Genomic DNA, 14,606 nt, shown 5'->3' with positions numbered 1-14,606 from the left:
GGCTCTTCCAAGTGACCCGCCGTCAGGGCGGAACCATTGGTGGCCGTTGCCGCAGGAATGGATATGTACTCGGTCAGGCCGCCATCGCGAGCAGGCTCGCTCCCACAGGAGAGCGAGTGCACCCGTGAAATCAGGTCGGCTCATAGGCCGCCATCGCTGGCAAGCCAGCTCCCACAGTGAATCTGGTACATCTGCAACAGTTAGGTCGGCTCTCAGGCCGCCTTTGCTACGATGCGGCGATCCGACAAGCCAGCTCCTGCAAGTAACCAAGGGTTCCTGCCAGCCCCTTCTCAGCCAGGGTTCTGCATCAATATTTCGCAGGCCTCGGCGGTAAAGCTGTAGCTCCTGTCCGCCTGATAGTCGATGACCCCCTCGTCGCACAAGCGCTTGAGCACTTCACGCACGCTGATGAATGACCACTCGGCCGCCGATGATTCCAGATAGGCGAGCACGCCATGCACACCGATGGCGCGACCTTCCCAAGCGGCGACCAGCAAGGCATCGATGACTTTGAGGCGGATCAGGCTGGTGCGCAGTCCGTAGAAGCGCAGCAACTCGCGGATGGGCTTGTTGGTTTTGCGGTTCAGGGTGATAGCGTCTTGAGCCATCCGGGCCGGGGGTTGCAAAGGCGTTACAGCGTTTGTCGATGCTGAGGCGTTGTGCATGCGAAGGGTCCTTTTCAGTAGCGTTTCGGCATTAACATTGGTGGTGTTGTTTTTGACATTTTTTACCAATCTCACCGTCGGAGTGGCTTCTGCGGCCACACCGGTAGCGGTGGCTTACCCAGGCGATCGATCCATTTCACTGCGCTCCATCGTCTGCCATTGAAGTCGTGGGGACGGCCCGGCGGTCACGCCACCGTTGCGCCACAGACAGTACCGAGACAAAAAATACCGGGACGAACAAAACCCCCAGCACCGTCGCCGCCAGCATCCCGCCGATCACGCCAGTACCGATTGCACGCTGGCTGGCCGCACCCGCACCGCTGGCGAAGGCCAGGGGCACTACGCCGAGAATGAAGGCCAGTGACGTCATCACAATCGGGCGAAAGCGCAGGCGCGCTGCCTGGGCAGCCGCTTGGGTCAGGCTGGCGCCTTGCGCGTGAAGCGCCTTGGCAAACTCGACGATGAGGATCGCGTTCTTCGCCGCCAGGCCGATGATCGTGATCAGCCCGACCTTGAAATAGACGTCATTGGGCATGCCCATCACGGTCACCGCCACCACCGAGCCGAGCATGCCAATGGGCACGATCAGCAGCACGGCAAAAGGAATCGCCCAGCTTTCATACAGCGCGACCAGGACCAGCAACACCATGGTCAATGACAACCCGACCAGCAAAGGCACCTGGTCGCTGGCCTGTTGTTCCTGCAACGACAACCCGGCCCATTCGAGGCTGAAACCGGCCGGCAACTGCCGGGCGATTTTCTGCAAGGCTTCCATGGCCTGTCCGGTGCTGTAACCCGGGGCGGCATCGCCGGAAAAACGCAGCGACGCCGAGCCGTTGTAGCGCGCGATCTGTAGCGGCCCGACCTGCCACTCGAAACGACTGAACGCTTCCAGCGGCACCAGGCGGTTCTGCCGGTTGGGCACTTGCAGGCGCAGCAGCGCTTCGGGCGTCTGCCGGCTGATACCGTCAGCCTGAATGATGACCCGTTGCATCCGCCCCTGATTGGCGAACTCGTTGATCTGCTCCGACCCCAGGGCCGACGACAGCGCCGAACTGATCACATCGAAACTCACGCCCAGGGCCTCGGCTTTTTCGCGGTCGATGCTGACATTGATCTGCGGAGCATCGGCCAGGCCATCCTCCATCAGGTAGTCGATGACCGCCGATGCCTTGGCGGCCTCCAGCAATTGGGTCCGAGCCTTCAACAGCGCTTCATGCCCCTGCCCCACCAGGTCCTGCAAGCGCAACTCGAAACCGTTGGACGTACCGAGGCCTTCCACTGGCGGCGGCACCACGCTGAACAGCGCGCCATCGGCGGCGTTTTCAAAGGCCTCATTCGCACGCCTGGCCACTTCATCACTGGCCTGTCCGCGATCGCGGACCGACCAGTCCTTGAGACTGACAAAGGACAACGCCGCATTGGCCCCGACCCCGGAAAAACTGAAGCCCATGATCGCCAGCACCTGATCCGTCGCCGGTTGCGCCAGGGCGTAGCGTTCCCAGGCCTGGACCGTCGCCTCCGTACGCGAGGCCGATGCAGCGGGCGGCAGCTGGATATCGGTGATGATGTAACCCTGGTCCTCGGCCGGCATGAATGAGGACGGCAACCGCAGATAGGTGAAGGCGAGCACCAGCAACAGCATCAGGTACAGGCACAGGCTGCGGGTGCTGCGTCGAACCCAGCTCGCACCGAGCCGTTCGTAGCGTTGGACCAGGGCATCGAAGCGTCGATTGAAACCGTTTGCCCAACGGTTCGGCCGGGGCTGGTGCGTCGGGTCGAAGGGTTTGAGCAAGGTGGCGCACAGGGCCGGCGTCAGGGTCAGCGCGAGGAACCCGGAGAACAGGATCGACACCGACAGCGCCATGGAGAACTGTTGGTAGATCACGCCCACCGAACCGCCCATGAACGCCAGGGGCAGGAACACCGCCGCCAGCACCAGGGTAATCCCGATGATGGCCCCGCTGATCTGCTGCATGGCCTTGCGGGTCGCCTCCTTGGGCGACAGCCGCTCCTGAGTAATCAGCCGCTCGACGTTTTCAACCACGACAATGGCGTCGTCCACCAGAATGCCGATGGCCAGCACCATGCCGAACAGGGTCATCATGTTGATCGAGAACCCCAGCGGCGCCATCACCGCGATCGTCCCCAGCAGGCAGACCGGCACCACCACCGCCGGGATCAGCGTGTAGCGCAGGTTCTGCAAGAACAGCAGCATCACCAGGAACACCAGGACCATGGCTTCGATCAGGGTGTAGATGACCTGCTTGATCGCCACGTCGACGAAATACGAGGTGTCATAGGGCACGTTCAGGGTCATGTTCGCCGGCAACGTGCCCGACAGCTGATCGAGCCGCGTCTTGATCGCCGCCGCGGTTTGCAGCGCATTGGCTCCCGGCGCCAATTGCACCGACATGGCCGCCGTCGGCTTGCCGTTGAGGCGCGCGTCGAAGCGGTAGTCCTGGCGACCCAGCTCCACCCGTGCGACATCGTGGATTCTGACGCTGGAACCATCATCGTTGGCCCGCAGCACAATGTTGCCGAACGCCTGCACCGACTCGAGCTGCCCCTGCACCATCACGGTGGCGGTAATGTGCTGGTCGGCCGGTCCCGGACGTTCACCCATGCTGCCGGCGGGTACTTGCACGTTCTGGGCGGCGATGGCCTTGCCGACATCGGCCATCGACAGGTTGTAGCCCACCAACCGGGTCGGATCGACCCAGATGCGCATCGCCCGTTCGGCGGTGTACATCTGCACCCGCCCGACACCCGCCACCCGGCGAATTTCATTATTGATAGCCCGGGCGGCATAGTCCGCCAACCCCACCGATTCCTGCTGGTCGTCGGTGTAGGACAAGGTATAGATCATCAGGAAGTTGGCGCGCACCTGCTCCACTTTCAGACCTTGCTCGATCACGGCCCGGGGCAGGCGCCCGATCACCCGTTGCAAGCGATTCTGCACATCGACTTGCGCCATGTCGGGATCGGTACCCGGCTTGAAGGTGATGGTGGTTTCGGCGCTGCCGTTGGCACTGTTGGACTCGTAGTAAATCAAGCCTTTGAGGCCATTGAGCTCTTCTTCGACCAGGCTGGTGACGTTCTGGCTGACAATCTGCGCCGAAGCGCCGGGGTAGCTGGCGCTGACACTGATTTGTGGTGGTGCCACGTCCGGATACTGGCTGACCGGCAAGGTGCCGAGCGTCAGCACCCCCGCCAGCGCGATGAACAACGCGATGACCCAGGCGAAATTCGGACGGTTGATGAAAAATTCAGGCATCGGAACCTCAGGCTGTCAATTGCGGGCCTGCTGCCCGGCCAACGTGATGACGTTGACCTGAGTGCCGGCACTGAGTTTGTCGGCTCGCTCGACCACCACTTGCTCGCCGGCCGCCAGTCCCTGTGTGATCTGCCAGTCGGCGCCGAGCATCGCGCCGGTGCTGACCACCCGCTCACGCACCACGCCGGTGGCGTCCACCAGCATCAACCGGGCCTGGCCGTCGGCCCCGCGCTGCACCGCTTGCTGCGGTACGAACAACGCTTGCGGATCGACCCCGGCCGGCGCCACCACACGCACGTACATGCCCGGCAACAGCACGTTGTCCGGGTTGGGGAACTCACCGCGCAAGGTCACCTGCCCGGTGCTGCGGTCCACGGAAATATCGGAAAACATCAACTTGCCGCGGCGGGTCTGGGACGGATTGCCCACCTGCACCGTCACCTCGGGGGTGCCGTTGCCGTTCAGCGTCAGGCGACCATTGGCCAGGGCTTGCTGCAAGGCCACCACCTGCTCGGCGGACTGGGTAAAGTCGGCGTAGATCGGGTCCAGTTGCTGGATCCGCGCCATCTGCGTGGCTTCGTCCTGACCCACCAGCGCACCTTCGCTGACCAGGGCTCGACCGATGCGGCCGCTGATTGGCGCGCGCACCTGGCAGTAACCGAGGTTGAGCTGCGCCGTGGTCAGGTCGGCCTGGGCGGCCAGGCGATTGGCCTGGGCACTCTTGAGGTCGGACACCGCGTCATCGAACGCTTGCGGGCTGACAGCGTTGATCGCCACCAGTTGCTTGAAACGCTGCACCTGGGTGTTGGCGCGATAGACATCGGCCTCGACCTTGGCCAACGCGCCCTCGGCACGCATCAAGGCCGCCTTGAGCGGCGCCGGGTCGATACTGAACAGCAATTGCCCGGCCTTGACGTCGCTGCCCTCTTGAAAATGCCGGGTCAGCACCACGCCGGCCACCCGTGCGCGGACTTCGGCGATGCGCACCGGTTCGATCCGGCCCGGCAAATCCGTGGTCATGGCAAACGCTCGCGGTTGCACGGTCAGTGTCTTCACCTGGGGCACTGCTGCGCTGTGCTCCGGCGGCTGATCCTGGCCACCACAAGCACTTAACCCAAATACCGCCAGCAACAACCACGCGGGTTTCATCGATGCGAAAGCCTTCTGCATTGTCGTTCCCTGTTCAATGAAAAAGGGCCTGCCGGTTTCGGTCGGCAGGCCCTGTGCATCGTCACTTCAACCAGCACGGCACTCATTGATTGCGCTGGCCGCGCGGAACAGGATCTGCGTGACGAAATCGATCTCCTGTTCGGTAATGATCAACGGCGGCAGGAAGCGCACGGTGGCGCCGTGACGGCCGCCCAGCTCGACGATCAGGCCGTGTTGCAGGCAGGCCTGCTGGAAGGCCTTGGCCCGGGCGGTGTCCACCGGCGGATGGCCCTGGACATCGAGGGCACCCTGGGGGTCGACGATTTCCATGCCGAGCATCAGGCCACGGCCACGCACATCGCCGATCCACTTGAATTCGCTTTGCAGGCCCAGCAGCTGCTTGCGCAGGTGCGCACCCACGGTTTCGGCGTGGGCCACCAGGCCTTCATCGCGGATGAAGCGTAAGGTCGCGGTGCCAGCAGCCATTGCCAGCTGATTGCCACGGAACGTGCCGGCATGGGCGCCCGGTTGCCAGACGTCCAGGGAATCGTTGTAGACCATCACCGACAACGGCAGGCCACCGCCGATGGCCTTGGACAAGGTGATGACGTCCGGAGTGATGCCTGAGTGCTCGAAGCCGAACATCCGGCCGCTGCGGGCGATGCCGCATTGAATCTCGTCGACGATCAACGGAATGCCATGGGCCTGGGTCAACCGACGCAGTTCCTGCATCCAGCGATCCGGTGCGGTAATCACCCCGCCTTCGCCCTGGATCGGCTCGAGGATCATCGCCGCCGGTGCGGTGACGCCGCTTTCCGGGTCGTTGAGCAAATGCTCGAGGTAACGCACGTTCAAGGTCACGCCCTGTTCGCCGGCCACCCCGAACGGGCAACGGTAATCGTGGGGGAACGGTAAACGTTGTACGCCCGCCATCAAGCTGCCCAGGGCATTCTTCGGCGACAGGTTGCCGCTGATCGACAGCGTGCCCAGGGTCATGCCGTGGTAGGCGCCTTCAAAGGCCAGCACGGAGTGTCGGCCGGTGGCGGTACGGGTCAGCTTCAGCGCGGCTTCGACCGCGTCGGCACCGCTGGGACCGCAAAACTGGATCCGTGCGTTTCGCGCGAAATCGGCAGGCAGGCAGCCAAAAATCTCCTGTACGAAGGCATCCTTCACCGGCGTCATGAGGTCCAGGGTATGCATCGGCACGCCCGCGGCCATGACCTGGGTGATGGCCTGGACAATCACCGGGTGGTTGTGGCCCAGCGCCAGGGTGCCGGCACCGGCCAGGCAATCGACGAAGACCTGGCCGCGACTGTCCTGCACGTAGATGCCATGAGCCCGTTCCAGCACAAGCGGAATGCGCCGAGGGTAACTGCGGGCATTGGATTCCTGCTGTTGCTGGCGCTCCAGCAGCGGCGTCGGATCAAGGCAGTAAGGGCTCGACAGCCCGGTGTGCGCCAGACGTAGCTGTTGCGCGCCACCGGATGTGGCATTCGAGAAAGCACTCATGATTTCCTCCTTGGAGGCTGGGTTTGGGAAGTAACAGGGCTGCCTGAATTCGAATGCTTCAGGCAACGAAAGCCGTGAAACCGGACGCGGGGATTCCTTCCCCCGCTTCCATCGGTTTACATGTCGTAGCGCAGAACCAGACCCACGGTGCGCGGAGCGCCGACATCGACGATGTCGCCGCTGCGGTTGTTGGTGACGTATTCCTTGTCGAAGGCATTTTTCACGAAGCCCGATACGGCGACGTTCTTGGTGAGCTTGTATTCAGAGTTGAAGTTGACCAGCCAATAGTTGTCGCTCTTGCGCTCGCCGATGACCTGGCCAGCGTCGTCGAATTCGAACTCAGACGGCGCGGTGCTTTGCCAGATGACGTCAGTGTTGAGGGTCAGGCGGTCATTCCAGCGATAGGTACCGCCCACCGACATCTTGTATTTGGGCGAAAACAGGAAGTCCTGCCCGCTCATGTCCCGGCCATCGCCCGTGACGAAGTCCTTGTACTTGCCATCGGTGACGGCGGCACCGAGGTTCAGCGTCAACTGCTCGGTAAAGTCCTTTTCCACGAAGACTTCCAGGCCCTTGATGTCGCTGCGACCGGCGTTGAAGATGTGCGCGAACTGGGTGTCCGGGTCGAGCACGCTGACCTGCTGGTCTTTCCAGTCGGTGTAGTACAGGTTGGCGCGGGTGCGCAGGGTCTGGTCGAAGAACGAACCCCGGTAGGACAACTCGTAGTTGGTGGTGTATTCCGGGTCGTAGGGCTCGTGACCGCCACCGGCCCGCACGTTGACGCCACCGCCGCGATAGCCTTTCTGCACCATGAAGCCGAGGTACTGGTTCGCGGCCAGTTCATAGTTGATGCCCAGTTTTGGCAACACGGCATCGAACGACTTGCTGACATTGCCCGGGCTGGAGAAGTCATCCTGGTCGATGTCGGTATCGTTCGTCTCGTGGTCGTAGCGCAGGCCGGTGATCAATGTCCAGCGCGGGGCGAAGGTCCAGTTGATTTCACCGAACACCGCTTTGTTTTCGATGGTGGTGTCGCCCTTGGTGGTACCGCCCAGTTCGTTATCGAACAGCAACTTGTCGTGGAAGTTGTTGGTGTTGTGGCCGTAGTAGGCACCGACGAAGCTCTTCACCGTGTCCGAGCTGTAGTTCAGACGCAGCTCCTGGCTGAACAGGTCGCCATCCTGCTTGCGCAGGATCACATCGTTGTCTATCGCCTCCTGGTCGAAGTCCAGGCGGGCACTGTAGTCGGAGCTGGTATTGGCCGTCAGGCTGGTCAGGCTCCAGTCATCGTTCAGGCGATAGTCGATCTTGGCGCTGACGGTGTCCTGCTTGAGGTTGTCAAAGGCCTTGGTGTTGGACGACACGTCGTAGTAACGCACCTTGTCGTTTTGGCGCATGACCGAGTTGTCACCCTGACGGTGTTCGTCGTGGGCGTAGGTCAGCAACACGTCGAGATCGTCGTTGGGCAGGACCAGCAGCTTGCCGCGCACGTTGCTGGTGCGGGTCGGGTTGGCATCGTCATTGAGGAAGACGTTGTCGATGTAGCCGTCACCTTCCTGGTAATCCACGGCGATACGCCCGGCGATCTTGTCGTCGACGATCGAGCCGCCACCGGCGACCGCTGCGCCGCGCTCACCGTAGTTCCCCACGTTGGTCTGTGCCGAAAAACTCGGGACGAAGGTCGGATTCTTGGTCTGGATGACCACGGCACCGGCGAGGGAGTTACGGCCCTGGGTGGTGGACTGCGGCCCCAGGAAGACTTCGACCTGCTCCACGTCCCACAGCGGGATCGGGCTGAGGGTCAGTGCGCGGTTCGGTTGTACGGCGCCATCGACAAATACCGAGACCGCGCCATTGAGCGTGGCCGGGCCCTGGTCATCGAAACCGGACACCGGCACGCCGCGGATACCCCAGTTTTCGTTACCGGCCTGGTTGTACACACCCGGCGTACGGGCGAACACGTCGATCAGGTCATGGTCCGCCTTCTCGCGCAGTTGCTGCTCGGTTACCACAACCACGCTCGACTGGGTTTTCTCCAGGCTACGGTTGATTTTCTCACCCGTCACCGTGACAGGAGCAAGCTCCATCGTGCCCGACTCTCCGGCCGCCCATGCGCCGGTGGACAGGCACACTGCCGACCCCACAGCCAACGCAATTGTAGTCTTTTTGAAATTCACGCCCCGCTCCCCTGCGACAGATATTGGTGTTGTTTCTTTTGTTCAGAACGCTGCTTTCCCCACAGCGGGCGGCAGTCTAAATCAAAAAAAATCTTAAAGGAATAGTATTGATAATCTATCTCATTTGTATTTAAGATGCCGCCGTGTATCAGAGCGAATACATCTCAGTCGGACGCTGCATTGGTGACCTTTGCCTTGTTTTTTCAGGTCCGCCAACGTCTACCGACTGACCGAGAAAGAAAAAAAGGATGTGCAAGGATGACTTCAATCGAACACCTGAGCGGGCGTTCCGCCCCCTTGTCCGATGCCCCAACGATCGGCCGCGAGTCGACGTTGCCCGTGCTGGTACAGGCGAAACCGGGACAGTCGATCCATGATCTGGACGCGTCGATCCGCCACACGCTGGACCAGGCACTGACCACCGTTGGCGGCGTCCTGTTTCGCGGTTTCACCGTTCCCACGCCCATCGACTTCAAGCGTTTCGCCGCCGGTTTCGGCGCGCCGCTGGCCAGCTACGAATTCGGCTCCACACCGCGCAGCAAAGTCTTCGCCGGGGTGTACAGCTCCACCGAATACCCGGCCCATCAATTCATTCCGTTGCACAACGAGCAGGCCTACACCCGACCCTGGCCTTCGCGCATCTGGTTCCACTGCATCAAGGCCAGTGAAACCGGTGGCGAAACGCCGATTGCCGACAGCCGCCTGATCTATCAGCGCATGCCCGCCGAGATCCGCGAGTTGTTTGCCAGCCGCGAGCTGCTCTACGTACGCAACTACAGCGGCGCGCTGGACCTGCCCTGGCAGAAGGTGTTCAACACCGAGGATCGCGCCCAGGTCGAGCGTTACTGCCAGGACAACGACATCGAGTGGGAATGGAAGGCCGACGGCGAGCTGTGCACCCGCCAGCGTTGCGCCGCCGTGTTGCAGCATCCCGATACCGGTGAGTGGGTCTGGTTCAACCAGGCGCACCTGTTCCACGTATCGGCCATCGAGCCCGGTGTGCGCGCCAGCCTGCTGGCCGCCGTGGGTGAAGAAAACCTGCCGCGACACGTGTACTTCGGCGACGGCTCGGCCATTGCCGATGAGGTGCTCGACACCGTTCGCGAGGTCTATCGCCAGACCGCCATCAGCTTCCCCTGGCAGCCCGGCGACATCCTGATGCTCGACAATCGACTGGTCGCACACGGCCGCAACCCTTACACCGGTGACCGCAAAGTCATCGTTGCCATGGCGTGAATTGCACATGCTCAATTTCAATCACTGGATCGAAGTGCTGGAAACCCATGCCCGGCATTTTCCGCAGCGCGCGGCCCTGCACTTTTTGCCGGACGGCGTCGAGATCGGCGAAACCCTGACCTTTGCCCAACTGCACGAGCAGAGCCAGTCCCTGGCGGCGGCCCTGCAAGCGCGCTATGCGCCGGGTGATCGCGTGCTGTTGATGCTGCCCAGCAGCCTCGACTACGCCCGGGCGTTTTGCGCCTGCCTCTACGCCGGGCTGATCGCCGTGCCGCTGTTCCCGCCGCCGTCGCGTAAACCCCGTCATCTGGATCGCGTGCGCAACGTGGTGGTGGATGCCGAGCCGGCCCTGATCCTCGCCCCTGCCGATCATTGCCAGAACTTGCTGGAACTGGTCGAAGGCCGGGTCGATGTGCTGACGGTTCAAGACCTGGGCACACCACCAGCCAGTCAATGGACGCGCCCGGATGTCGACGGCGCGACCGTGGCCTTCCTGCAATACACCTCCGGTTCCACCGGCACGCCCAAAGGTGTGGAAGTGCGCCAGCGCAACCTGATCGCCAACGTCGAGCTGATGCGCCAGGCCTACGGTTTCGACGAGCATGGCGGCATGGTCAACTGGCTGCCGCTGTACCACGACATGGGCCTGATCGGCGGGATGCTGGCGCCGCTGTACAGCGGCATGCCCTGCTATCTGCTGGCCTCGCAGACGTTCGTCAACGCGCCGTCTACCTGGCTCCAGGCATTGAGCCGTTACCGCGCCACCGCCAGTTTCGCCCCCAATTTCGCCTATGCGCTGTGCAACCGCGTGGTCAGCGACAACCTGATCGCGCAGCTCGACCTGAGCGCCTGGCAACACGCGATCAATGGCGCCGAGCCGATTCATCCCGGCACCCTTGAAACCTTTGCCCGGCGCTTTGCCGCCTGCGGCCTGAACCCGCTGGCGATCAGCCCCGGCTACGGCCAGGCCGAAGCCACCTTGTGTGTCAGTGCCACACCGGCCGATGCCCTGCCCGTGGTGTTGCGCCTGGACAAGGCCGTGCTGGAAACCGGTCGCGCAGCCATCGCGACCACCGATGCCGCTGCCGTGGAATTCGTCGCCTGCGGTTATCCGCAGGCCTTGCACGGCATCGCCATCGTTAACCCGCACACCCATGAACGTTGCGCCGCCGACCAGATCGGTGAAGTCTGGCTGACCGGCCCGAGCAACGCCGAAGCCTACTGGAAGAACCCCGAAGCCAGCCGCGAGGCGTTCGAAGCGTGCATCGTCGGCGAACCCGGTCATTACCTGCGCTCCGGCGACCTGGGTTTCATGCACCAGGGCCAGGTGGTGATTTGCGGCCGGGTCAAGGACCTGCTGATCCTCAACGGCCGCAACCTCTACCCTCACGATATCGAATTCGCCATCACCGATGCCGAGCCGGGCATCCGCACCGGACGCATCGCCGCGTTTTCGGAAATGGACCCGCTGCTGGGTCGCGAGAAGCTGGTGATCGTCGCCGAGCCCCATCGCAAATACGTCTACCCGGCCCATCACCCGGCACTGTTCGCCTCGATGCAGAACGCCGTGCGTGAAGCCGCCGACTGCGGCATCGACCAGATCGTGCTGGTGGAAGCCGGCACCATTCCCATGACCACCAGCGGCAAGATCGCCCGTCAGGGGTCGCGTAAGCAACTGGCCGCGGGCACCATGAGCATCATTGCCCAGTACGGTGGACAGGCCACCGCCGATGAGGAACGCATCGAGCGTGCACAACTGCTGGAACGGGTTGCCCTGGGCGACGAAAGCGCCCTGCCCGCCTGCCGCCAATGGCTCAAGCAAACCCTGCGCGAGGTCAATCCGTACCTCATGGTGGACTTCGACCAGAGCCTGATCAGCCTCGGCCTGGACTCCATCAGCGTCGCCGACTTCGCGGCCCGCCTGCATCAGGACCTGGGCTTGAATCTCGACACGCAACGCCTGTTCGGCGAGCAGACCCTGGAAGAGTGGGCGCAGGCGCTGCTGGATTTCCTCGGCGAACCGACGCCTGACGCGTCGATCGCTGCCGAAGCCAGCACCGGTCAGGATCATGGCCGCCAATCCTTCGCCCAGAGCCGACTGTGGTTCCTGCGTCAGCTCGATCCGACCGACACCCGCCACAACCTGGTGCTGCATCTGCGCCTGCTCGGCGCGCTGGACACCGAAGCGCTTGTGCTGCGACTCAATACTCTGGTCGACCGCCACAGCGTCCTGCGCACCGTCTACCACGACGGCGTCGACGGCCCGCAACAACGGATCCTGCCGACTGCGGACGTGCCGTTGACCTGGCTTGACCTGCGTCATCACCCCATCGCCGTGCAACAACAAGCGCTGGCTGATCGGCTGGAGCGGGAACACGCGACACCGGTCGATCTGCAAAACGGCCCGCTGCTGCGGGCGCAATTGCTCAGCCGCGACGACCAGCAACACGACCTGCTGCTGACCCTGCACCACATCGCCTTCGACGGACGTTCGACGCAACTGTTGCTGGCAGAGCTCACCGCTGGAGGCATCAGCGAACGCCCGCTGCAATACCTGGATTTCGCCCGCTGGGAAGCCGCGCACTGGAGCGCCGAACGCATCGCCGCCGAACAACAGTTCTGGCGCGAGCATCTGGCAAACATGCCGCAAACCCTCGCCCTGGGTGGCAACGGCCAGATCGCCGGCGAGCACAGCCTCAACTTCACCCTGCCCCAGGCCAACTGCGAAGCGCTGACGGCACTGGCCCGCGAACACGGCATGACCCTGTTCATGCTGTTGCTGGCCAGCTATCAACTGGTGATCAAGCAACTGGGCGGCCAGCAGCAATTCCTGCTGGGCACCGACGTCAGCGGCCGGCCATTGGCCGCGCACAACGACGTGATCGGTTTCTTCGTCAACCAGTTGACCCTGCGCTGCGACCTGCGTGGCGAACCGTCCCTGGCCGATTTCCTTGGCCAGGTGCGCGATGAGGCACGGCTGGCCTACGCCCATCAGGGACTGCCTTTCGATCTGGTGGTCTCGGCCCTGGCGCCGCAACGCCGCGCCGGTCACTCGCCGCTGTTCCAGGTCAAGCTGAACTACCAGCCATCGCGGGTGAACCCCACCGACATCGCCGGTGCGCAGATGACTTCGCTGGAGGTGGCGCAGGCCCCGGGTGATTTCCATCTGGTGCTCGACCTGACCCACGGCAGCGCCGGCATCGAAGCCAACCTGAAATACCGTGGCGAGCATTTCGATCAGGACCGCGCCCTGCGCCTGCAACACCTGTGGACCCGCCTGCTGGGCGAGGCCCGCGATCTGCTCGACCTGTCGCTGCCGGCACTGGCCGAACGGCTCGACGCCTGGGACCAGGCGTTCCAGCGCGAACGCCAGCAGTCCCAAGCCCTGGCCGGTCGCGGCCAGATGCTGCAAACCAAACGTCGCTCATTGACCCTTTAACCGAGTTGGATGCCTTTATGTCTATCGTGCCCCCACCGTCCCGCGCCCTTGGCGGCGTGCGTCGCAAAGCCATGAACGTCTCGGAACAACAGCTGGTCAGCGAGCGCCTGCTCAGCCCGGACCACGCCCTGCCGCTGGTGATCGAGCCGGCGGTCAGCGGTGTCGACCTGGTCGCCTGGGCGGCCAAGGAACGTGAGAACCTCGAGCAGAAACTGCTGCAATATGGGGCGATCCTGTTTCGCGGGTTCTCCGTGCTGTCGGTGGAGCAGTTCGACCAGGTGATCGCCGCCCTGTCCCCGGGCGCACTGGAGTACATGTTCCGCGCCTCACCGCGCACCCGCGTCGGCGGCAACATCTACACCTCGACCGATTACCCGGCCGACCAGATGATCTTCCCGCACAACGAACACTCCTACTCGCCACGCTTCCCGCTGCGCCTGTTCTTCTACTGCCACATCCCGTCCGAAACCGGAGGCGAAACCCCGATCGGCGCGACCCGCGCAGTAAAGGCAAAAATCAGCCTGCAGATCGAAGCGCGTTTCCGCGAAAAAGGCGTGCTGTACGTGCGCAACTACGGTGACGGTTTCGGCCTGCCGTGGCAGACCGTGTTCCAGTCCGAAGACCGCGCGGAAGTGGAAGCCTACTGCGCCAGTGTCGGCATCGAAGTGGAGTGGAAGGAAAACAATCGCCTGCGCACCCGCCAGCGCGGGCCCGCCGTGGTCCGTCACCCGGGCACCGGCGAAGAGGTGTGGTTCAACCACGCCACCTTCTTCCACATCAGCACCCTGCCCCCGGCGATCCGCGATTCGTTGCAAGGCAATTTCACCGATCTCGACCTGCCGACCAACACCTTCTATGGCGACGGCACACCGATCGAACCCGATGTACTGGAGTCATTGCGTGCGGCCTACCTCGACTCGCTGGTGCGCTTCAGCTGGCAGCAGGGCGACGTGCTGTTCATCGACAACATGCTCGCGGTACACGGTCGCGAACCCTTCACCGGCAAGCGCGCGATCATGACCGGCATGGCGCAAGCCCTGCTGCAAAGTGACGTCGCCGTCTGATTTTTCCCACGGGCGAACAAGCTGATTTGCACAGGCTCAGCTGATTTCGATCAGTGAGCCTGCGTGCCTCTGTCGCCCCGGTTTACCCCC

General features: G+C 63.0%; 8 protein-coding genes. 3 read left to right on the top strand and 5 right to left on the bottom strand.

Annotated features, from left to right (window positions below):
• Positions 1-290 precede the first annotated feature (290 nt).
• From GPL81_RS30285 to GPL81_RS30265, 5 genes are all read right to left on the bottom strand, one after another.
• Positions 291-665, bottom strand: a complete 375-nt coding sequence (locus tag GPL81_RS30285) for a fe2+ zn2+ uptake regulation protein (protein ID WP_425502634.1) — start codon at positions 663-665, stop codon at positions 291-293.
• A 136-nt stretch (positions 666-801) separates the two neighbouring features.
• Complete coding sequence (locus GPL81_RS30280; protein WP_160109762.1) at positions 802-3,942, bottom strand: multidrug efflux RND transporter permease subunit; 3,141 nt, start codon at positions 3,940-3,942, stop codon at positions 802-804.
• Positions 3,943-3,957: 15 nt separating this feature from the next.
• A complete protein-coding gene (locus GPL81_RS30275) occupies positions 3,958-5,112 on the bottom strand; it encodes an efflux RND transporter periplasmic adaptor subunit (protein WP_160109760.1) in 1,155 nt (384 codons plus the stop codon).
• A gap of 66 nt (positions 5,113-5,178) precedes the next feature.
• On the bottom strand, positions 5,179-6,600 hold the full coding sequence (locus tag GPL81_RS30270) for a diaminobutyrate--2-oxoglutarate transaminase (RefSeq protein WP_160109759.1): 1,422 nt from the start codon (positions 6,598-6,600) through the stop codon (positions 5,179-5,181).
• 116 nt (positions 6,601-6,716) lie between these two features.
• The gene (locus GPL81_RS30265) at positions 6,717-8,777 is read right to left on the bottom strand and encodes a TonB-dependent receptor (RefSeq protein WP_160109757.1); all 2,061 of its coding nucleotides are present in this window, start codon (positions 8,775-8,777) and stop codon (positions 6,717-6,719) included.
• Between the two features lie 258 nt (positions 8,778-9,035).
• On the opposite strand from GPL81_RS30265, the gene GPL81_RS30260 reads away from it, so the two are divergent.
• Genes GPL81_RS30260 through GPL81_RS30250 form a run of 3 tightly spaced genes read left to right on the top strand, consistent with a single transcriptional unit; the run spans position 9,036 to position 14,516 of the window.
• Complete coding sequence (locus tag GPL81_RS30260; RefSeq protein WP_160109755.1) at positions 9,036-10,013, top strand: TauD/TfdA family dioxygenase; 978 nt, start codon at positions 9,036-9,038, stop codon at positions 10,011-10,013.
• Between the two features lie 7 nt (positions 10,014-10,020).
• Positions 10,021-13,452: a condensation domain-containing protein gene (locus tag GPL81_RS30255; protein ID WP_160109754.1), complete on the top strand. Its 3,432-nt coding sequence runs from the start codon at positions 10,021-10,023 to the stop codon at positions 13,450-13,452.
• Between the two features lie 17 nt (positions 13,453-13,469).
• A complete protein-coding gene (locus GPL81_RS30250; protein WP_160109752.1) occupies positions 13,470-14,516 on the top strand; it encodes a TauD/TfdA family dioxygenase in 1,047 nt (348 codons plus the stop codon).
• Positions 14,517-14,606: the final 90 nt, after the last annotated feature.

It is taken from the genome of Pseudomonas izuensis (genome assembly GCF_009861505.1).
GTDB lineage: Bacteria > Pseudomonadota > Gammaproteobacteria > Pseudomonadales > Pseudomonadaceae > Aquipseudomonas > Aquipseudomonas izuensis.
This window is presented reverse-complemented; position numbering and strand designations above follow the sequence as displayed.